The sequence below is a fragment of the Rhodobacter maritimus genome (assembly GCF_058747975.1).
In genome coordinates this window covers 2,642,026-2,661,082 of the sequence record NZ_CM179095.1, presented here as the reverse complement: position 1 = coordinate 2,661,082, position 19,057 = coordinate 2,642,026, and the positions used below count along the sequence as shown (strand labels likewise).

The following is a 19,057-nucleotide window of genomic DNA, read 5'->3' as shown; positions in this document are numbered from 1 at the left end:
TTAAGGCGAATCGTTGCGTCCAGCTACCCCAAAAATTCCGGCCCCCGCGCTTTGTCGGGGTGCTTTGTCGGGGCGGGGGGCTGGTCAGCCTTCGGCGCCTGTGCGATCACCTCGGGCAAGATGCGCGGCCAGCGGAGGGACGGATGCGGCACAAGGCAGAGATGTCCGGAATGGCATTCGACGATTCGGGACTGGACCGCGCGGGGCATCTGCGCGCCGATCCCGACGCGATCGCGCGGCTATGGGCGGATCCGGGGGCGCGGGTCATGCCGGTCTGGCGCGGCAAGCCGCTTTTCGCGCCCGGCGGGGCCGGGCTTGGCTGGATCGCGCCGGACCTCCCTGCATTGCGGGACGGCGCGGCACCGCCGGTCTTTCTGGGCCTGTCCGAGGAGGGCGCGCGGTTCTGCCTCGATCTGTCGAACTGGAAGCCGCAGGGCCAGGACATGCCGGCGCAGGCCTTTTTCGACCCGTCCGAGCAAACCCATCCCGACCTGCCCGATGGCCATGTCTTCGCCGAGCTGCGTGGCCGCATGATGTTGCTGGGCGCGCGCGATGCCGAACTTGCCGCGACCGCCCGCGCGATCACCGGCTGGCATGCCAGCCACCGCTTTTGCGCGGCCTGCGGCGCGGCCTCGGAGGTCGTGCAGGCAGGCTGGCAGCGGCGCTGCCCCGAGTGCGGCGTGGCGCATTTTCCGCGCACCGATCCGGTGGTCATCATGCTGGTCACGCAGGGCAATGCAACGCTTCTGGGCCGCTCTCCGGGCTGGCCCGAGGGGATGTATTCCTGCCTTGCGGGCTTCATGGAACCCGGCGAGACGATGGAGGCCGCCGTCCGGCGCGAGGTGTTCGAGGAAACCGGCGTGACTGTGGGGGCGGTGGGCTATGTCGCCTCGCAGCCCTGGCCGTTTCCGGCCTCGCTGATGCTGGGATGCCGCGGGGTGGCGCTGGACCGCACGATCACCCTCGATCCGGCAGAGCTTGAGGATGCCGTCTGGGTTTCGCGCGAAAGGCTGGCGGAAATATTCGCGGGCAGCGACGCCCGGATCCGCCCGCCGCGCCGCGGTGCCATCGCGGGTGCGCTGTTGCGCCGCTGGCTTGCGGACAGGCTGGATTGACGGCACAAGGGATGCCGATAAAGACCCAGCCAGCCACAGGCCGCACCCGATGAAATTTTCCTGCCGCGAAGATGTCTCCGCCCCAGCCGAAGCCGTCTTCGACAGCCTGAGCGATTTCGCGGCGTTCGAGCGTGCGGCGCTGCGGCGCGGGGCCCGGCTGCGCCGCCTGGACAGCCTGCGCCAGCCCGGTGCGGGCCTGTCATGGGATGTCACCTTCCCGTTTCGCGGCAAGCAGCGCCAGATGATCGCCGATCTGCGCCGGTTCGAGCGGCCCGAGGTGATCGAATTCGCCGGTGTCTCGCCGAATTTCGAGATGGCTCTGGGCTTCACGCTGGTTGCACTGTCGCGCCAACGGACGCGCCTGCACGCGGAATTTGAAATCCGCCCGCGCAGCCTTGGCGCCCGGCTGATGGTCCAGTCGGCAAAGCTGGGCCGGGCCAGCCTGAACACCCGCTACAGCAAGCGCATCGCGGCCCTTGCGCGCGATATCGAGGCGCGGGCCGGATCTCAGACGGTGTGACGCCGCGGATCGGCCGGGTAGACGCCCAGAAGCGTCATGCTCGAGGTGAAATAGCGCAGCTCTTCCAGCGCAAGGCGCAGGTTCGTATCGTCGGGATGGCCCTCGACATCGGCATAGAACTGCGTCGCGGTGAAATTGCCGTCCACCATGTAGCTTTCCAGCTTGGTCATGTTGATGCCGTTGGTCGCAAACCCGCCCATCGCCTTGTAGAGCGCCGCGGGAATGTTGCGCACGCGGAACACGAAGGTGGTCATCATGCGCCCCTCGCCGCGCCGCGTGAGGTTCGGCTCGCGCGACATGACAAGAAAGCGCGTGGTGTTGTTCTGCTTGTCCTCGATATGGCGGGCCAGCACGTCGAGGCCGTAGATCTCTCCGGCGAGTTCGGAGGCAAGCGCGGCAAGCTTGCGGTCGCCCTTCTGCGCCACGATCTGGGCCGAGCCTGCGGTATCGGCGCCTGTGATGCGCTCCAGCCGGTGTTGTTGCAGGAAGCCGCGGCACTGTCCCAGAAGGACGGTGTGGCTCATCGCGGACTCGACCTCTTCGAGGCGCGTGCCGGGCACGGCCAGCAGGTTGATATGGACCCGCACGAAGGCCTCGTCGACGATGTGCAGGCCGCTTTCGGGCAACAGGTGGTGAATGTCGGCCACCCGCCCATAGGTCGAATTCTCGACCGGGAGCATGGCCAGGTCGGCCTCGCCCTTGCGCACGGTTTCGATGACATCCTCGAAGGTGCGGCAGGGAAGCGCCTCCATGTCGGGGCGGGCATCGCGGCAGGCCTGATGCGAATAGGCGCCGGGTTCGCCCTGAAAGGCGATCTTGCCGTTGGTCCGAGCGCTCATGCCAATATCCTTCCTTCGTGCTGTTCCCTGTGCCGGTGGTGGGGGCCATGGTCCGGTGCCGGGCATAGCTATACCCGGAAGCCCGGCGGGGGGAAGATGCGAAACCCCGGCGCGGCGATCCGGGCGCACCGGCGCGGCATTCGCGCCACGCCGCGCACCGGCGCTGCGGGGCGCCCGGGCGCGGAAAATGCGCCGCATCGCCGCGATTTGAGTGGATCGTGCAGAAACATGCCTTGAAAAGCGGGGCGTGAAACGGGTAGATGCGCACAACTGAACAGCCACATCAGGGAAGAGCCATGTTCAACACGATGACTATCACGAAGGCAGCGGGGGCGGTGCTTGGCGCGCTTCTGTTCTTCCTTCTCGGCAACTGGGCGGCCAGTGCGCTTTACTCAATCGGCGGCGATGCCCATGGCGAAGCCGAGGCGCATGCCGGCATGACGGCGACGCCGGGTGATCTTCTGGACAGCGGCGAAGAGGACGGTGCGGCCGAGGAACAAGAGGAAGTTGCCGCGCTCGCGCTCGATTCGGGCGATGCGGCCGCGGGCGAGAAGGTCTTCGGCAAGTGCAAGGCCTGCCACAAGGTCGATGGCGCGAACGCCACCGGCCCGCATCTGGACGGCGTCGTGGGCCGCCCGGTCGCCTCGGTCGACGGCTTTGCCTATTCCAACGGCATGGTCGCGCATGGCGGCGACTGGACGCTTGAGGCGCTGAACGAGTTCCTGATCAAGCCCAAGGCCGTGGTTGCCGATACCAAGATGGCCTTCGCCGGCCTTCCGAAAGAGCAGGACCGCGTGGACCTGCTGGCTTATCTGCAAAGCATCTCGAACTGATCGCATCGCGATCGGCGAATTTCAGGCCGCGCCCCCGGGGGCGCGGCTTTTTTGTTTTTCGGCGGCTCTCACGCAATCGCAACTTGAACCCCGCGCCCGCGGACCTTTACCAATGGAAGCCAGCAGCAACCCGAACGGGTGCATGACAAAGGGGAGAGGCCGGATGGCGAAGGCAATGGCCGCGCAGGCGCGCGCGCAGGACGGGGCGATCGGGCAGGCACTGGTTGCCGTCACGGTGCTGGCGCTGGCGCTTTGGGTGGGGCTTGTCGCCCCCGCGCGGTCCGAGGAAACCATTGTCTCGCATGGCATCTCGACCTTCGGCGATCTGAAATACCCGGCCGATTTCGAGCATCTCGATTACGTCAACCCCGATGCCCCGAAGGGCGGCGAGATTTCCGAATGGGCGCCGGGCGGCTTCGACAGCCTCAATCCCTTCACGCTCAAGGGGCGGGCGGCGGCGCTATCCTCGGGGATGCTTGAATCGCTGCTGGTCTCGACAGCGGATGAGATCGGCGCGGCCTACGGGCTTCTGGCCGAGACGCTGGAATATCCGCCAAGCCGAGACTGGGTAATCTTCACGCTGCGCGAGGGCATCCGGTTTTCCGACGGCAGCCCGATGCACGCGGATGACGTGCTGTTTTCCTACGAGACCTTCCGTGACAAGGGCCTGTCCTCGTTCCGCGCGGTGCTGTCGCAGCAGGTGCAATCGGCCGAAGTGCTGGACGAACGGCGCATCCGCTTCACCTTCGTGCCGGGCTATCCGCGCCGCGACATTATTCAGGCCGTGGGCGGCCTGCCGGTCTTTTCCCGCGCGGATTTCGAACGCAACAACCGCGACCTTGAGGAAAGTTCCAACATCCCGTTCCTCGGGTCGGGGCCCTACCTTCTGGACAGGGCCGAAAACGGCGCGCGGGTGATCTGGAAGCGCAATCCCGATTACTGGGGGCAGGATCTGCCGATCAATCGTGGCCGCAACAATTTCGACCGCATCCGGATTGAATATTTCGGTGATTATCAGGCCGCGTTCGAGGGGTTCAAGGCCGGCGCCTATACATTTCGCAACGAAGCCTCCTCGATCATCTGGGCGACGGGATATGATTTCCCGGCGCTGAAGGCGGGGCAGGTGGTCAAGCGCGAACTGCCCTCGGGCGCGATCGGCACCGGGCAGGCCTTTTCAATCAACCTGCGCCGCGAACGGTTCCAGGACATCCGCGTGCGCGAGGCGATCGGGCTGATGTTCAATTTCGAATGGTCGAACGAGACGCTGTTCTATGGCATCTATGACCGCACCCGTTCGTTCTGGGACAATTCGGAACTGGCCGCCGAGGGGCTGCCCTCGCCCGAAGAGGTGGCGCTGCTGGAACCGCTGGCCGCCGATCTGCCCGCCGACATCCTGATCGCGCCCGCCGTGGAGCCGCCGGTTTCGGGGGTGCGCCAGCTGGACCGGGGCAACCTGCGCAAGGCCGCGGCCCTTCTGGATGATGCGGGCTGGATCGTGGGCAATGACGGGCTGCGCCGCAACGAGCGCGGCGAGACGCTGCGCGTCGAGTTCCTCAACGACAGCCAGACCTTCGACCGGGTGATCAACCCCTATGTGGAAAACCTGCGCGCGCTCGGGGTGGATGCGGTGCATTCGCGGGTGGACGACGCGCAATTCACCAACCGCGAGCGTGGTCACGATTTCGACGTGGTGACCGACCAGCTTGGCCAGGACTATATCCCCGGCGCGGGTTTGCAGCAGTATTTCGGCTCGGGCGGGGTGAATGATGCGTTCAACTCGATGGGCCTTGCCAATCCCGCCATCGACGCGCTGATCCGCCTTGTGGAAGAGGCCGAGACCCGCGAGGAACTGACCGTCCGCGTGCGGGCGCTGGACCGTGCGCTGCGGTCGCTGCGCTTCTGGGTGCCGCAATGGGTGAAACTGACCCATACGGTTGCCTATTACGACATGTATGAGCATCCCGAGACCCTGCCGCCCTATTCTCTGGGCGAGCTGGACTTCTGGTGGTACAACGCCGAAAAGGCCGAAAAACTGAAAGCCGCGGGCGCGTTCTGACCCGTGCGATGACAAGAGCAGGGCAGATATGGGCGCCTATATCCTGCGGCGGTTGCTGCTGATCATTCCGACGCTGATCGGGATCATGGTGGTCAACTTCACGCTGACCCAGTTCGTGCCGGGCGGGCCGATCGAACAGATCATTGCCCGCGTCGAGGGCGACGCCGACAGCCTGCGCAACATTGCAGGCGGCGGCGACGCGGGGGCCGGCGGCGGCGGGGCCGAGCAAAGCGGCTATCAGGGCGCGCGCGGCATCTCCCCCGACCAGTTGGCCAGGCTTGAGGTGCAGATGGGCTTTGCCCGCATCGCCTGCGAGAAGGGCTATCAGGGCACGCCTGACCTGAAAGCTCCGGAATGTTCGAAAGAGGCAATTCCCGCGGTCGAGCGTTTCTTCATCATGATGGGCAATTACCTGACCTTCGATTTCGGTCAGAGCTTCTTCCACTCGAAATCGGTGATCGACCTGGTGCTGGAGAAGATGCCCGTCTCGATCACGCTGGGGCTGTGGTCGACGCTGCTGGCCTATCTGATCTCGATCCCGCTTGGCATCCGCAAGGCGGTGCGCGACGGCACCCCGTTCGACACATGGACCTCGGGCGCGATCATCGTGGGCTATGCCATTCCGGGGTTTCTGTTCGCGGTGCTTCTGATGGTGCTGTTCGCGGGGGGCTCCTACTGGAAGATATTCCCGCTGCGCGGCCTGACCTCGGATGACTGGTACAGCCTGAGCGCGTTCGGCAAGGTGCTGGACTATCTATGGCATATCGCGCTGCCGGTCACCGCGACGACGATCGCCAGCTTTGCCACGATGACGCTTCTGACGAAGAACTCGTTCCTTGACGAAATCAACAAGCAATATGTCGTGACCGCGCGCGCCAAGGGGCTGTCGGAACATGCGGTGCTTTACGGCCATGTGTTCCGCAACGCCATGCTGATCGTCATCGCGGGCTTTCCGGCCACCTTCCTGGGCGTGTTCTTCGGCGCCTCCATCATCGTCGAGACGATCTTCTCGCTTGACGGGCTGGGCCTTCTGGGCTTTCAGGCCGCGGTCGAGCGGAACTATCCGGTGATCTTCGGCACGCTTTACGTCTTTGGCCTGATCTCGCTGCTGGTCGGCATCCTGTCGGACCTGATGTATGTCTTCGTCGATCCGCGCATCGACTTCGAGCGGAGGGCCGGCTGATGGCGCTTTCCCCGCTCAATGCGCGCCGCTGGCGAAACTTCAAGGCCAATCGCCGGGCGTTCTGGTCCCTGTGGGTGTTTCTGGCGCTGTTTCTGGGCTCGCTCTGCGCCGAGATGCTGGCCAATGACAAACCCATCGTGGTGAACTATCGGGGCGAGTTCTACTTTCCCGCCTATCGCTTCTATCCCGAAACCGCCTTCGGCGGCGATTTCCGAACCGAGGCGATCTATCGTGACGAGGCGGTGCAATGCCTGATCCGCACCGGCGGGCGCGAGGAATGTTGGGACGACCCCGAAGGCGTGATCGAAGAGGCGCGCACCGGCAGCGTCTCGGGAGAGGCGATCGAGGCGGGCTGGATGATCTGGCCGCCGATCCCCTATCACTACCGCACCATCAACAATGTGGGCACCGCGCCCTCGGCGCCGGATGCGGACCACTGGCTGGGCACCGACGATACCGCGCGCGATGTGGCCGCGCGGGTGATCTACGGGTTCCGCACCTCGATCCTGTTCACGCTGATCGTGACCACCGTCGCCTCGGTGATCGGGATCGCGGCAGGCGCGGTGCAGGGCTATTTCGGCGGGCGTACCGACCTGATCTTTCAGCGCGCGCTGGAGATCTGGTCCTCGACGCCCTCGCTTTACGTCATCATCATCCTGTTCGCGATCCTCGGGCGCAGCTTCTGGCTTCTGGTCTTCGTGGCAATCCTTTTCGGATGGCCCGCGCTGACCGGCGTGGTGCGGGCCGAGTTCCTGCGCGCGCGCAACTTCGAATATGTCCGCGCGGCGCGCGCGCTTGGCGTATCGGACAGGGTTATCATGTTCCGCCATATCCTGCCCAACGCCATGGTGGCCACGCTGACGATGCTGCCCTTCGTCATCACCGGCACGATCTCCATGCTCGCCTCGCTGGATTATCTGGGTTACGGGCTGCCCTCCTCGGCGCCCTCTCTGGGAGAGCTTGCGCTACAGGCCAAGCAGAACCTTCAGGCGCCGTGGCTGGCTTTTGCGGCCTTCTTCACATTCGCGATCATGCTGTCGCTTCTGGTCTTCATCTTCGAAGGGGTGCGCGACGCGTTCGATCCGCGCAAGGTGTTCAAATGACGGCGGTGCTGGAAGTCAGCGATCTGCGCATCTCGTTCCGGCAGGACGGCAAGGTGATCCCCGCGGTGAAGGGGGTCAGCTTCACCGTGGGCAAGGGCGAAACCGTGGCGCTGGTGGGCGAATCCGGTTCGGGCAAATCGGTGACGGCGCTGTCCACCGTGGCGCTTCTGGGTTCGAACGCCGAGATGTCGGGCTCGGTCCGCTATGAGGGGCAAGAGATGATCGGCGCCCCCGAGGCGCGGCTGCGGCAGGTGCGGGGCAACGACATCAGCTTCATCTTCCAGGAGCCGATGACCTCGCTCAATCCGCTGCACACGATCGAGAAGCAACTGGGCGAAAGCCTTGCGCTGCATCAGGGCGTGACCGGAGAGCCCGCCCAGGCCCGTATCGTGGCGCTTCTGGACAAGGTCGGGATCGACAGCCCCGAACGCCGGCTGAAGGACTATCCCCACCAGCTTTCGGGCGGGCAGCGGCAGCGCGTGATGATCGCCATGGCGCTTGCCAACGGCCCCGAGCTGCTGATCGCGGACGAACCGACGACCGCGCTCGACGTGACGATCCAGGCGCAGATCCTCGATCTGCTGAGCGATCTGAAACGCAGCGAGGGCATGAGCCTTCTGTTCATCAGCCACGATCTGGGCATCGTGCGGCGCATCGCCGACCGGGTCTGCGTCATGCAGAACGGAGAGATCGTCGAACAGGGCCCCGTCGAGAAGATCTTCGCGGACCCGCAACACCCCTATACCCGCAAGCTTCTGGCGGCCGAGCCGAAGGGGCTTGCCGATCCGGTTGCCGAGGATGCGCCCGAACTGGTGCGGGCCGAGCACCTGAAGGTCTGGTTCCCGATCCAGCGCGGGCTGTTGCGCCGGACGGTGGGCCATGTGAAGGCGGTCAACGATGCCTCCTTCGCCCTGCGCGCGGGAGAAACCCTTGGGATCGTGGGGGAAAGCGGCTCGGGCAAGACGACACTGGCGCTTGCGATCATGCGCCTGATCGGGTCCGAGGGGCCGATCCTCTATGACGGGCAGGACATCTCGGGCTGGGGCGCGGGCCAGTTGCGCCGCCTGCGCCGCGACATGCAGATCGTCTTTCAGGACCCCTATGGCAGCCTGTCGCCGCGCATGACGGTCGAGCAGATCATCGCCGAGGGGCTGAGCGTGCACGGCACCGATCCGGGGCGCGACCGGCGCGAGATGGTCACCGAAATCATGGAAGAGGTCGGCCTCGACCCCGCCGCGATGAGCCGCTATCCGCATGAATTCTCGGGCGGGCAACGGCAGCGCATCGCCATCGCGCGCGCCATGATCCTGCGCCCCCGCGTCGTGGTGCTGGACGAGCCGACATCGGCGCTCGACATGACGGTGCAGGTGCAGATCGTGGATCTCTTGCGCGAATTGCAGCGCCGCCACGGGCTGGCCTATCTTTTCATCAGCCACGATCTGCGGGTGGTGCGCGCCATGGCGCACAAGGTCCTGGTGATGAAGCGCGGCGATATCGTCGAGGCAGGCCCCGCCGCGCAGATCTTCGGCGCCCCGCAAACCGATTACACCCGCACCCTGATGCGCGCGGCCCTGGGCGAGAGCGCCGCGTGAAGATCCTGTTCGTTCACCAGAATTTCCCGGGCCAGTTCGTTCACCTTGCGCCCGCCCTGAAGCAGCGCGGCCATCAGGTGCTGGCGCTGACCTGCGAAAGCAACACCCGCCCCTCGCCAGTCGAGGTTGCCAAATATCGCACTCCGCCGAAGGTCAATACCGGGCCGGGCCTGTCGCGCCATTTCGCCAGCTGCGCCGAACGCGGCGCCAAGGCGGCGCTCGCGGCCCGCCAGTTGCGCGACCGCCACGGCTTTGTGCCCGATGTGATCTTCGGGCATTCCGGTTGGGGCGAGACGCTGTTTCTCAAGGAGATCTGGCCCGAGGCCCGCCTCCTGATCTATGCCGAACTCATGTATCGCGCGACCGGGCTCGACAGCGGCTTCGACCCAGAATTCCCCAGGAACGAACTCGATGCCCGCCTGCTGATCACGGCGCGTTCCGCGCATCTCGTGCAGGCGATGGTGCAGGCCGATGCGGCGCTTTGCCCGACCGCGTTTCAGGCCGCGACCTTCCCGAAGATACTGCGCGACAAGATCACAATCTGCCATGACGGTATCGACACCGATGTCGTGCGTCCGAACCCCGAGGCACGGCTGGATATTCCGGGCACCACGCTCAGCTTCCGGTCGGGGGATGAGGTGATCAGCTTCGTCAGCCGATCGCTCGAACCCTATCGTGGCTATCACAGCTTCATGCGCGCCCTGCCGCAGGTCCTTGCCACGCGCCCCGGCGCGCATGTGGTGATCGTCGGGGCCGAAGGCCAAAGCTACGGCCCCGCGCCGCGTGACGGACTCAGCTGGAAAGCGCGCTACCTCGACGAGATTCGGGACAGGTGCGACCTGTCGCGCGTCCATTTTCTCGGCCGCGTGCCCTATGCCCGGTATCTTTCGCTTCTGCAGGTCAGCCGCGCGCATGCGTACCTGACCTATCCGTTTGTCCTGGGATGGTCGCTGCTCGAGGCGATGGCGGCGGAAGCGCATGTCATCGCCTCGGATACCGCGCCGGTGCGCGAGGTGATCGAGGACGGGCGGAACGGGCGGCTCGTGGATTTCTTCGATATCGAGGGCTGGTCACGCACCCTGACCGAGGCTCTGGCCGATCCCGCAGCAGGGGCACCGCTGCGCGCCGCGGCACGCCGTGACGTGATCGCGCGCTATGACCTGCGCAGCCAATCCTTGCCCTGCCTGATGGATTTCGTGGAAAACGCGGGCCAATGAACCAGCGCCGTGCATCAGAGGCATGGCGGACGCTCCGCGGGGGATATTTGATACTCTGAAGAAACATGCGCCTTCTTCAGAGCGACAAATATCCCCGCCGGAGGCTTCCGAAGCCGCCCACGGGCGCGCGGGCGGGGTCAGATCGCCGAGGAGTGGCCGGCTTTCGACAGATCATAGGCATCGAAGCTGCGCGCGATCATGCGGGTCAGCGGGCGGCCTTTTTCGGGGATGAAAAGCCCCTCGGGCGTGATCTCGACCATATCCTCGAATTGCTGCGCGCAGCTGGCGAACATCTCGCCCAGGCGTGCGGGCGTTATTGCGAAATCGTGCAGGATCTCGGCCGAGGAGATGCGGAAATCGCACATCAGCGCCTCGATCATGCGCGAGCGGAGGCGGTCTTCGTCGGAGAAGACATGCCCGCGTGCGGTCGAGAAGCGCTGGTCCCGTATCGCCTTGATATGTGCCGAGGTGGCCGAGGCGTTCTGGGCGAACCCTTGCGGGAAGCGCGAGATGGACGAGGCCCCCATGCCGACGAGCACCGGGGCGAGATCGTCGGTATAGCCCTGGAAGTTGCGGCGCAGCAGCCCGGATTTCTGCGCTTTGGACAATCCGTCAGAGGGCAGCGCGAAGTGGTCGATGCCGATCTCGTCATAGCCATCCGCCACGAAAAGCGCGCGCGCGGTGTCGAACAGCGCAAGCCGTTCCTGCGGGGTGGGCAGGTGGTCCGAGGGGATCATCGTCTGGCGCCGTGCCATCCATGGCACATGTGCATAGCCATAAAGTGCGACCCGGTCGGGGCCGAGCGACAGAAGCTTCTGCACGCTTTCCGCGATCTTGCGGTTGGTCTGGTGCGGCAGGCCGTAAAGGATATCGGCGTTGAGGCTGGCCACGCCGCGCGCGCGGATCATCTCGACCGCACGACGCGTCACCTCGTAGCTCTGGTCGCGGCCGATCACCTTCTGGATCTGTTCGTCGAAATCCTGCACGCCGATCGAGGCGCGGTTCATGCCCGCTTCGGCAAGGGCATCCATCCGCGCATCGTCGATCTCGTTCGGGTCGATCTCGACCGAGAATTCGGCGCCTTCGCCCATGGGGACGGCCTCGAACACGGCCCGGGCGACGCGGCGCATCATGTCGGCGGGCATCAGCGTCGGTGTCCCGCCGCCCCAATGCAGGCGCGACAGCGTGACGCCGGGCGCCAGCCTCGCCTTGAGCATCTCGAGTTCCGCCAGCAGCACTTCGGCATAGGCGCGCACGGGATCGTCGCTTTGCGTGCCCTGCGTGCGGCAGGCGCAGAACCAGCACAGCCGCCGGCAGAACGGCACATGCATGTAAAGCGAGATCGAGGACCCGGCGGGGATCGCCGAGATCCAGTTTTCAAACTGAGCCGCCCCGACATCGACCGAAAAATGCGGCGCCGTGGGGTAGCTGGTATAGCGGGGCACCCGTGCGTCGAAAAGCCCGAGCCGGGTGAGTTGCGATTCCTGTTCCATACCGGTATCTTTAGGATAGAAACGCGCAACAGAACTTGACCCAAATCAAGAAAGCCATGATGGCCCCTGACGATGTTCACCCGGTCTCGCTGCAATGCGGGGACTGTCCGATCCGCCATCGCGCCGTTTGTGCCAGATGCGAATCGGACGAGCTCGAGCTGCTGGAAGAGATCAAGTATTACCGCAGCTTCGAGGCGGGGCAGACGGTCATCTGGTCGGGCGACAAGATGGATTTCGTGGCCTCCGTGGTGTCGGGCATCGCCACGCTGACCCAGACGCTCGAGGATGGGCGCACGCAGATGGTGGGGCTGTTGCTGCCTTCGGATTTCGTGGGTCGGCCGGGGCGCGAGGCGGCGGCCTACAACGTCACCGCCACGACCAATATCCTGATGTGCTGCTTTCGCAAAAAGCCCTTCGAAGAGATGATGATCCGCACGCCCCATATCGCGCAGCGTCTGCTTGAGATGACGCTGGACGAGCTGGATGCCGCGCGCGAATGGATGCTGCTTCTGGGGCGCAAGACCGCGCGCGAGAAGATCGCCTCGCTTCTGGCGATTGTGGCGCGGCGCGATGCGATGGTGCAGCTTCGGGCCTCGAAGGGACGGATGACCTTCGATCTGCCGCTGACGCGCGAGGCGATGGCCGACTATCTTGGCCTGACGCTGGAAACCGTTAGTCGCCAGATGTCGGCGCTGAAGCGGGATGGCGTGATTGAGCTTGAGGGCAAGCGCCATGTCACGGTACCGGACATGGACCGCCTCATGGCCGAGGCGGGGGATGACAGCGACGGCGGCATGCTGGCCTGACCGTCTGCGCCGCGAATAGCGAAGGGCGGGCATTTGCCCGCCCTTGTTTTTGGGGATCAGTGCGCCATCAGGACCGGCACGGTTGCCTTTTCCAGCATGTTGCGCGTGGCACCGCCCAGGATGGCCTCGCGGAAGCGCGAATGGCCATAGGCGCCCATGACGACCATATCGGCATCGGTGTCGCCTACATGGCGGGTGATCACGTCGGATACCCTCGGCATCGTCTTGGCAAGGACCGACACTTCGGCATGCACGCCATGGCGTGCCAGAAGCTGCGACAGCTGACCGCCGGGATCCGAACGTTCGGGGCCATGGGCGGGCGGGTCGATGATCGTGATGTCGACGAGATCGGCAGCCTTAAGCAGCGGCAGCGCCTTGCGGATCGCGCTCATGGCTTCGTTGGACTGGTTCCAGGCTGCAACGATGCGCCGCCCCGAGATTTCGCCCGTGAAGCCGTCGGGCACCACAAGAACGGGCACCTGGCCTTCGAACATCGCGGCCTCCACGATCGCCTCAAGCTCTTGCCCGCGGCCGTTGCCATAGGGTTGCCCAAGAACGACCAGATCGGAGAAGCGGGCGCGCAGACCGACCACCGCCGCGATCGCACCTAGTTGCGAAACCACCGTTTCCGAGGCCCAGCGGATGTCTTCGGCGCCAAGACGTGTGGCAACCCAGCTTTCCACCTTCTTGGCGTCCTCTTGGGCGCGCTCGACCGTTTCCTGCTGAATGAAGGCCGTCGCGCCCGCGTAGTAATAGCCCGTCTGGGTGCGGTCGACACCGAGGCACAGCACCTCCAGATGCGCGTCTTCCCGGCGTGCCAAGGCGACCGCCGTGTCAATCTGGACCTTGGCGGCGTCGATATCGGTGACGATCGTGAGAATGGATTTGTAGGCCATTGAGGATTCTCCCAGAGATATAGTCCAGATTACCTTAACGTCGTTCCAGTAGGGGAGCCTTGATGCGGATCAAGGCCGATGGGCCACTTTTTTCGCCCATGCGGCGAAACATCACAAAGCCGGTTGAAGTATTTGATACAGATCAAGGCATATTGCATACCCTAGGCAGAGAAGGACATCAGTCAACCAACCCCCGCTCGGATTCCGACTCGGTGGGACGAAGACAAGACGAAGGGACGCACAATGTGGGATTATTTCAAGCTGATTGCGCTTGGTCTGGTTGCGGTGCTTGCCGCAATCGCGGCCAGCTATGCGCGCGATCTTGCGTATCTGGTGAATGCGCTGACCGTCATGCTGGTGGCGGCGGGCACGTTCATCTGGGTATTGCGCACGATGGGAGACCGGGGTCCGGCCCCGCAGAACGAGTATAACGACGGGGTTATCCGCGCCGGGGTGATTGCCACCGCGCTATGGGGTGTTGTCGGCTTTCTGGTCGGCACCACGGCGGCTTTCCAGCTTGCCTTTCCCGAGTTGAACCTGTCCGACCTGACGCAGGGTTACCTGAACTTCGGCAAGCTGCGGCCGCTGCACACCTCGGCCGTGATCTTCGCCTTCGGGGGCAACGCACTGATCGCTACCTCGTTCTATGTGGTCCAGCGGACTTCGGCGGCGCGCCTCTGGGGTGGAAATGCCGCGTGGTTCGTGTTCTGGGGCTACCAGCTGATGATCGTTCTGGCCGCGACGGGCTACATCCTTGGCGCCACGCAGTCCAAGGAATACGCGGAGCCGGAATGGTATGTGGACTGGTGGCTGACCGCCGTATGGGTCGTCTACCTGCTGGTCTTCCTCGGCACGATCCTGAAGCGCAAGGAACCCCACATCTATGTGGCGAACTGGTTCTACCTGTCCTTCATCGTGACGATCGCGATGCTGCATGTGGTGAACAACCTGTCGATCCCGGTGTCGGTCTTCGGTTCGAAATCGGTTCAGGTCTTTGCCGGCGTGCAGGATGCCATGACGCAGTGGTGGTATGGCCATAACGCGGTGGGCTTCTTCCTGACGGCGGGCTTCCTGGGCATGATGTATTACTTCGTGCCGAAGCAGGCCGAGCGCCCGGTCTACAGCTACAAGCTGTCGATCGTGCACTTCTGGGCGCTGATCTTCCTGTATATCTGGGCCGGTCCGCACCACCTGCACTATACCGCGCTGCCCGACTGGGCCTCGACGCTGGGCATGGTGATGTCGATCATCCTGTGGATGCCGTCCTGGGGTGGCATGATCAACGGCCTGATGACGCTTTCGGGCGCCTGGGACAAACTGCGCACCGATCCGATCATCCGCATGATGGTGGTGTCGGTCGGTTTCTACGGCATGTCGACCTTCGAAGGCCCGATGATGTCGATCAAGGCGGTAAACTCGCTGTCGCACTACACCGACTGGACCATCGGTCACGTCCATTCCGGCGCGCTTGGCTGGAACGGCATGATCACCTTCGGCGCGCTTTACTTCCTTGTGCCGAAGCTCTGGGCGCGTGAGCGGCTCTATTCGCTGACGCTGGTGTCGTGGCACTTCTGGCTCGCAACGATCGGGATCGTGCTTTACGCGTCCTCGATGTGGGTCACGGGCATCATGGAAGGCCTGATGTGGCGCGAAGTCGACAGCCAGGGCTTCCTTGTGAACGCCTTTGCCGACACCGTGTCCGCGAAGTTCCCGATGTATGTGGTCCGGGGGCTGGGTGGGGTTCTGTATCTCACCGGCGCGCTGATCATGTGCTACAACCTGTGGGCAACGGTTGCCCGGCAGCCTCGCAATGCGGGCGTGTCGGTCTCCGCGGTTCCGGCCGAATAAGGGAGGGAACCAGATATGGGACTTCTTGATAAACACGGCGTCATCGAAAAGAACGCGACGCTTCTTCTGGTGTTCTCTTTCCTGGTCGTCACCGTCGGCGGCATCGTGGAGATCGCACCGCTCTTCTACCTCGAGAATACGATCGAGAAGGTGGAAGGCGTGCGTCCCTACACGCCGCTGGAACTGACCGGGCGCGACATCTACATCCGCGAGGGCTGCTACGTCTGCCATAGCCAGATGATCCGCCCGATGCGCGACGAGGTGGAGCGTTACGGCCACTATTCGCTGGCGGCCGAGTCGATGTATGACCACCCGTTCCAGTGGGGCTCGAAGCGGACGGGGCCCGACCTTGCCCGCGTCGGCGGCCGCTACTCGGACGGCTGGCATGTCGATCACCTGACCAACCCGCAATCCGTGGTTCCGGAATCGGTCATGCCGAAATATGGTTTCCTGCTGAACCGGATGATCGAGCCGACCTACATCGAGGACCGTCTGAAGACCGACGCCCTGGTGGGGGTTCCCTACAGCTCGGAGATGATCGAGGCGGCGAAGGCCGATTTCGCGGCGCAAGCAGATCCCGACAGCGATTATGACGGGCTGATGGAGCGTTACCCGAAAGCGCAGGTCCGCAACTTCGACGGCAAGCCCGGCATTTCCGAAATGGATGCGCTGGTTGCCTATCTGCAGGTGCTTGGCACGATGGTCGACTTCTCGACCTTCGAACCCGTGGCAAGCCGCTAAGGGGGCGGGGATGGACTATCACATCCTCAGGGAATTTGCCGACAGCTGGGCCGTGATCGGCCTCATGGCTGTGTTTCTCGGCGCGGTGTTCTGGGCCTGGCGGCCCGGCAGCCGCAAGACGCACGAGGATACGGCAAACATCCCCTTTCGGCACGAAGACAAACCCGCCAGTGCGGACAGCCACTCCGGTGGCCGTCCGACCGACGGCGCCACGTTGTAAGGAGGCGTGGAGATGAGCAAAAAACCGACTGCAAAGAAGCAAGAGGTCCACACGACGGGCCATGAATGGGACGGCATCGAGGAATACAACAACCCGCTTCCGCGCTGGTGGCTGTGGACCTTCTACGCAACCGTCATCTGGGGCGTCTTGTATACCGTCGCCTATCCGGCCTGGCCGCTGATCAACGGTGCCACGCCGGGCCTTCTGGGCCATTCGACCCGCGCCGACGTGGCCGCAGAGATCGCAGAGTATGCGAAAGCAAACGAGCCGATCGAAGCCAAGCTTGTGGCTGCGGACCTGACCGCAATCAACACCGACGAAGAGCTTGCCAACTACACCGCAAATGCCGGGCGCGCCGTGTTCGGCACCTGGTGTGCGCAGTGCCACGGGGCAGGGGCCGGCGGCAACGTCGGCTACCCCAACCTGCTGGACAACGACTGGCTCTGGGGCGGTTCGATCGAGGATATCCACCTCACGGTCACGCATGGCATCCGCAATACCGACGATGCCGATGCGCGCTACTCGGAAATGCCGGCCTTCGGCCGTGACGAGCTGCTGGAGTCTGCGCAAATCGCACAGGTCGTGCAATACGTGCGCCAGATCTCGGGGCAGGACCATGATGCGGCGGCCGCGACCGAAGGCGCGGTGGTCTTCGTCGACAACTGCGCAAGCTGCCATATGGAAGACGGCACGGGCGACCGCATGCAAGGCGCGCCGAACCTGACCGATGCCATCTGGCTTTATGGTGGCGATGTCGACACGCTGACCGAAACCGTGACCAATGCGCGTTTCGGCGTGATGCCGAACTGGAACACCCGCCTTTCCGAGGCGGAGATTCGCGCCGTGGCGGCCTATGTGCACAGCCTCGGTGGTGGCGAATAACACGAGATTCGGGGGGGCCTCGGCCCCCCCGGGTAGCACCGGCGCCCCGTCCTGTTCGCGCGTTTCCTGGGGGCGCCGGTGACTTCTTTTCCATAAGTCGCACGCTGGCAATAGAAAATCTGCCAGAAGCGCATCGGAAACGCTGCCAAGGATAGCACTGAAAAAACCTGTATTCAAAATCTGTCTTTTTGACGCATGTCAAAGCTGACGGGTTCAGGCCATATCAGAACTGTTCTCAACTGACATAGCCAACGGAGATATCCCGTGAGCGCGACCGAACCCAGCGAACCCGCCCCCCTTTACGCCGCCCGAGAGCCGGTCTTTCCGCGTAGGGTCAAGGGGAACTTCAGGAACCTGAAATGGATTCTGATGGCCGTGATGCTGGGCATCTATTACATCACGCCTTGGATCCGGTGGGATCGCGGGGCCGCGCTGCCTGACCAGGCGGTGCTGATCGACCTTGCAAACCGTCGCTTCTTCTTCTTCATGATCGAGATATGGCCGCACGAGTTCTACTTTGTCGCGGGCCTTCTGATCATGGCGGGGCTGGGGTTGTTCCTGTTCACCTCGGCCATGGGACGCGTCTGGTGCGGCTATGCCTGTCCGCAGACGGTCTGGACCGACCTGTTCATCTTGGTCGAACGCTGGGTCGAGGGGGACCGGAACGCCCGTATCCGCCTTCTGCGGCAAAATTGGAACTTCGAGAAGTGGCGCAAGCGCCTGACGAAATGGGTGCTGTGGCTTCTGATTGGGGCGGCAACCGGCGGGGCGTGGGTGTTTTACTTCACCGATGCGCCGACCCTGCTGCGCGACCTGTTCCACGGCGCTGCCTCACCCATCGCCTACACGACCATCGCAGTCATGACAGCCACGACCTTTGTTTTTGGCGGTTTCGCGCGTGAGCAGATCTGTATCTATGCCTGCCCATGGCCGCGGATTCAGGCGGCGATGATGGACGAGGATACCATCACCATCGCCTATCGGGAATGGCGGGGCGAACCGCGTGGCAAGCTGAAGAAGGGCGAACACGATCCTACGCAGGGCGATTGCATCGACTGTATGGCCTGTTTCAACGTGTGCCCGATGGGGATCGACATCCGTGATGGCCAGCAGATGGAATGCATCACCTGCGGCCTGTGCATCGACGCCTGCAACGAGGTGATGGACAAGATCGGCAAGCCGCGCGGCCTGATCGGCTATATCGCCCTCAAGGACGAGACGCGCGAGCGTGCCGGTAAAAAGCCCGTCAATGTCTGGAAACACATACTGCGCCCGCGCACCTTGCTGTATTTCACGCTCTGGGGCGGCATCGGTGTCGCGCTGATCGTTGCGCTTTTCATGCGCTCGCCGATCGACTTCAACATCACGCCGGCGCGCGATCCGCTTTATGTGCAGCTTGCCGATGGCGGTATTCGCAATATCTACACCCTGCGGCTTCGTAACAAGCAGGGCGAGCCGACCGAATTCCGCATCACGCTGACCTCGGACGATGCCGAGGCGGCCAGCGGGCTTCGGATCTCGCTTGAGGGGCAGCAGGCCAATACGGTAGTGGTGCCGCCGGATGAAACGCTGACGCAGCGGCTTTACATCGAAGCCCCTGCCGGCACGAAGATGGCGACAGAGGATCGGACCGCGCTCCGCCTCTGGGTCGAGGACATGAACAGCACCGACCGCGTGAGCGAGGATACGGTGTTCAACGGAAAGGCCAACTGA

Annotated in this window: 17 protein-coding genes; 14 read left to right on the top strand and 3 right to left on the bottom strand. The window is 64.0% G+C overall.

The window, feature by feature from the left end:
- The first annotated feature begins 170 nt into the window (after positions 1 to 170).
- Both nudC and AC4PTO_RS13480 read left to right on the top strand, forming a co-directional pair.
- Complete coding sequence (gene nudC / locus AC4PTO_RS13485) at positions 171 to 1,115, top strand: NAD(+) diphosphatase (RefSeq protein ID WP_492729281.1); 945 nt, start codon at positions 171 to 173, stop codon at positions 1,113 to 1,115.
- Positions 1,116 to 1,164: 49 nt separating this feature from the next.
- Positions 1,165 to 1,635, top strand: a complete 471-nt coding sequence (locus tag AC4PTO_RS13480; protein ID WP_492729279.1) for an SRPBCC family protein — start codon at positions 1,165 to 1,167, stop codon at positions 1,633 to 1,635.
- Here the strand turns inward: AC4PTO_RS13480 and AC4PTO_RS13475 are convergent.
- Positions 1,623 to 2,474, bottom strand: a complete 852-nt coding sequence (locus tag AC4PTO_RS13475) for a prephenate dehydratase (RefSeq protein ID WP_492729277.1) — start codon at positions 2,472 to 2,474, stop codon at positions 1,623 to 1,625. The genes AC4PTO_RS13480 and AC4PTO_RS13475 overlap by 13 nt on opposite strands.
- Positions 2,475 to 2,770: 296 nt before the next feature.
- Between AC4PTO_RS13475 and AC4PTO_RS13470 the strand changes: the two genes are divergently transcribed.
- From AC4PTO_RS13470 to AC4PTO_RS13445, 6 genes are all read left to right on the top strand, one after another.
- Positions 2,771 to 3,307: a c-type cytochrome gene (locus tag AC4PTO_RS13470; protein WP_492729275.1), complete on the top strand. Its 537-nt coding sequence runs from the start codon at positions 2,771 to 2,773 to the stop codon at positions 3,305 to 3,307.
- 142 nt (positions 3,308 to 3,449) lie between these two features.
- Complete coding sequence (locus AC4PTO_RS13465) at positions 3,450 to 5,363, top strand: extracellular solute-binding protein (protein ID WP_492729273.1); 1,914 nt, start codon at positions 3,450 to 3,452, stop codon at positions 5,361 to 5,363.
- Positions 5,364 to 5,391: 28 nt separating this feature from the next.
- Positions 5,392 to 6,546, top strand: coding sequence for a microcin C ABC transporter permease YejB (locus tag AC4PTO_RS13460; RefSeq protein WP_492729271.1), 1,155 nt, complete (start codon positions 5,392 to 5,394; stop codon positions 6,544 to 6,546).
- Complete coding sequence (locus AC4PTO_RS13455) at positions 6,546 to 7,649, top strand: ABC transporter permease (RefSeq protein ID WP_492729269.1); 1,104 nt, start codon at positions 6,546 to 6,548, stop codon at positions 7,647 to 7,649. The genes AC4PTO_RS13460 and AC4PTO_RS13455 overlap by 1 nt, the downstream gene beginning before the upstream one ends.
- Positions 7,646 to 9,241, top strand: coding sequence for an ABC transporter ATP-binding protein (locus AC4PTO_RS13450; protein WP_492729266.1), 1,596 nt, complete (start codon positions 7,646 to 7,648; stop codon positions 9,239 to 9,241). Before AC4PTO_RS13455 ends, AC4PTO_RS13450 begins: the two co-directional genes overlap by 4 nt.
- Complete coding sequence (locus AC4PTO_RS13445) at positions 9,238 to 10,458, top strand: glycosyltransferase (protein WP_492729264.1); 1,221 nt, start codon at positions 9,238 to 9,240, stop codon at positions 10,456 to 10,458. The genes AC4PTO_RS13450 and AC4PTO_RS13445 overlap by 4 nt, the downstream gene beginning before the upstream one ends.
- 137 nt (positions 10,459 to 10,595) lie before the next feature.
- Here the strand turns inward: AC4PTO_RS13445 and hemN are convergent, their stop codons facing one another.
- Positions 10,596 to 11,951 (bottom strand): oxygen-independent coproporphyrinogen III oxidase, encoded by a 1,356-nt coding sequence (gene hemN, locus AC4PTO_RS13440; protein WP_492729261.1) that lies wholly within the window; start codon positions 11,949 to 11,951, stop codon positions 10,596 to 10,598.
- 59 nt (positions 11,952 to 12,010) lie between these two features.
- On the opposite strand from hemN, the gene fnrL reads away from it, so the two are divergent.
- Positions 12,011 to 12,757, top strand: a complete 747-nt coding sequence (fnrL, locus tag AC4PTO_RS13435; RefSeq protein WP_492729258.1) for a transcriptional regulator FnrL — start codon at positions 12,011 to 12,013, stop codon at positions 12,755 to 12,757.
- A 56-nt stretch (positions 12,758 to 12,813) separates the two neighbouring features.
- Here the strand turns inward: fnrL and AC4PTO_RS13430 are convergent, their stop codons facing one another.
- Complete coding sequence (locus tag AC4PTO_RS13430; protein WP_492729255.1) at positions 12,814 to 13,653, bottom strand: universal stress protein; 840 nt, start codon at positions 13,651 to 13,653, stop codon at positions 12,814 to 12,816.
- Between the two features lie 243 nt (positions 13,654 to 13,896).
- Between AC4PTO_RS13430 and ccoN the strand changes: the two genes are divergently transcribed.
- The 5 genes from ccoN to ccoG all read left to right on the top strand — a co-directional run bounded on the left by ccoN (position 13,897) and on the right by ccoG (position 19,057).
- Positions 13,897 to 15,501 (top strand): cytochrome-c oxidase, cbb3-type subunit I, encoded by a 1,605-nt coding sequence (gene ccoN, locus AC4PTO_RS13425; protein ID WP_492729253.1) that lies wholly within the window; start codon positions 13,897 to 13,899, stop codon positions 15,499 to 15,501.
- Positions 15,502 to 15,516: 15 nt separating this feature from the next.
- Positions 15,517 to 16,242, top strand: a complete 726-nt coding sequence (ccoO, locus tag AC4PTO_RS13420; RefSeq protein WP_492729251.1) for a cytochrome-c oxidase, cbb3-type subunit II — start codon at positions 15,517 to 15,519, stop codon at positions 16,240 to 16,242.
- Between the two features lie 10 nt (positions 16,243 to 16,252).
- On the top strand, positions 16,253 to 16,462 hold the full coding sequence (locus tag AC4PTO_RS13415) for a cbb3-type cytochrome oxidase subunit 3 (RefSeq protein ID WP_492729250.1): 210 nt from the start codon (positions 16,253 to 16,255) through the stop codon (positions 16,460 to 16,462).
- Between the two features lie 12 nt (positions 16,463 to 16,474).
- Positions 16,475 to 17,344, top strand: coding sequence for a cytochrome-c oxidase, cbb3-type subunit III (ccoP, locus tag AC4PTO_RS13410; RefSeq protein ID WP_492729248.1), 870 nt, complete (start codon positions 16,475 to 16,477; stop codon positions 17,342 to 17,344).
- Between the two features lie 264 nt (positions 17,345 to 17,608).
- Complete coding sequence (gene ccoG / locus AC4PTO_RS13405) at positions 17,609 to 19,057, top strand: cytochrome c oxidase accessory protein CcoG (RefSeq protein ID WP_492729247.1); 1,449 nt, start codon at positions 17,609 to 17,611, stop codon at positions 19,055 to 19,057.

Bases quoted from the DNA above. Each gene is read 5' to 3' on its own strand.
- nudC (WP_492729281.1), top strand. From the start codon at position 171: ATGGCATTCGACGATTCGGGACTGGACCGCGCGGGGCATCTGCGCGCC.
- AC4PTO_RS13480 (WP_492729279.1), top strand. From the start codon at position 1,165: ATGAAATTTTCCTGCCGCGAAGATGTCTCCGCCCCAGCCGAAGCCGTC.
- AC4PTO_RS13475 (WP_492729277.1), bottom strand. From the start codon at position 2,474: ATGAGCGCTCGGACCAACGGCAAGATCGCCTTTCAGGGCGAACCCGGC.
- AC4PTO_RS13470 (WP_492729275.1), top strand. From the start codon at position 2,771: ATGTTCAACACGATGACTATCACGAAGGCAGCGGGGGCGGTGCTTGGC.
- AC4PTO_RS13465 (WP_492729273.1), top strand. From the start codon at position 3,450: ATGACAAAGGGGAGAGGCCGGATGGCGAAGGCAATGGCCGCGCAGGCG.
- AC4PTO_RS13460 (WP_492729271.1), top strand. From the start codon at position 5,392: ATGGGCGCCTATATCCTGCGGCGGTTGCTGCTGATCATTCCGACGCTG.
- AC4PTO_RS13455 (WP_492729269.1), top strand. From the start codon at position 6,546: ATGGCGCTTTCCCCGCTCAATGCGCGCCGCTGGCGAAACTTCAAGGCC.
- AC4PTO_RS13450 (WP_492729266.1), top strand. From the start codon at position 7,646: ATGACGGCGGTGCTGGAAGTCAGCGATCTGCGCATCTCGTTCCGGCAG.
- hemN (WP_492729261.1), bottom strand. From the start codon at position 11,951: ATGGAACAGGAATCGCAACTCACCCGGCTCGGGCTTTTCGACGCACGG.
- fnrL (WP_492729258.1), top strand. From the start codon at position 12,011: ATGGCCCCTGACGATGTTCACCCGGTCTCGCTGCAATGCGGGGACTGT.
- AC4PTO_RS13430 (WP_492729255.1), bottom strand. From the start codon at position 13,653: ATGGCCTACAAATCCATTCTCACGATCGTCACCGATATCGACGCCGCC.
- ccoN (WP_492729253.1), top strand. From the start codon at position 13,897: ATGTGGGATTATTTCAAGCTGATTGCGCTTGGTCTGGTTGCGGTGCTT.
- ccoO (WP_492729251.1), top strand. From the start codon at position 15,517: ATGGGACTTCTTGATAAACACGGCGTCATCGAAAAGAACGCGACGCTT.
- AC4PTO_RS13415 (WP_492729250.1), top strand. From the start codon at position 16,253: ATGGACTATCACATCCTCAGGGAATTTGCCGACAGCTGGGCCGTGATC.
- ccoP (WP_492729248.1), top strand. From the start codon at position 16,475: ATGAGCAAAAAACCGACTGCAAAGAAGCAAGAGGTCCACACGACGGGC.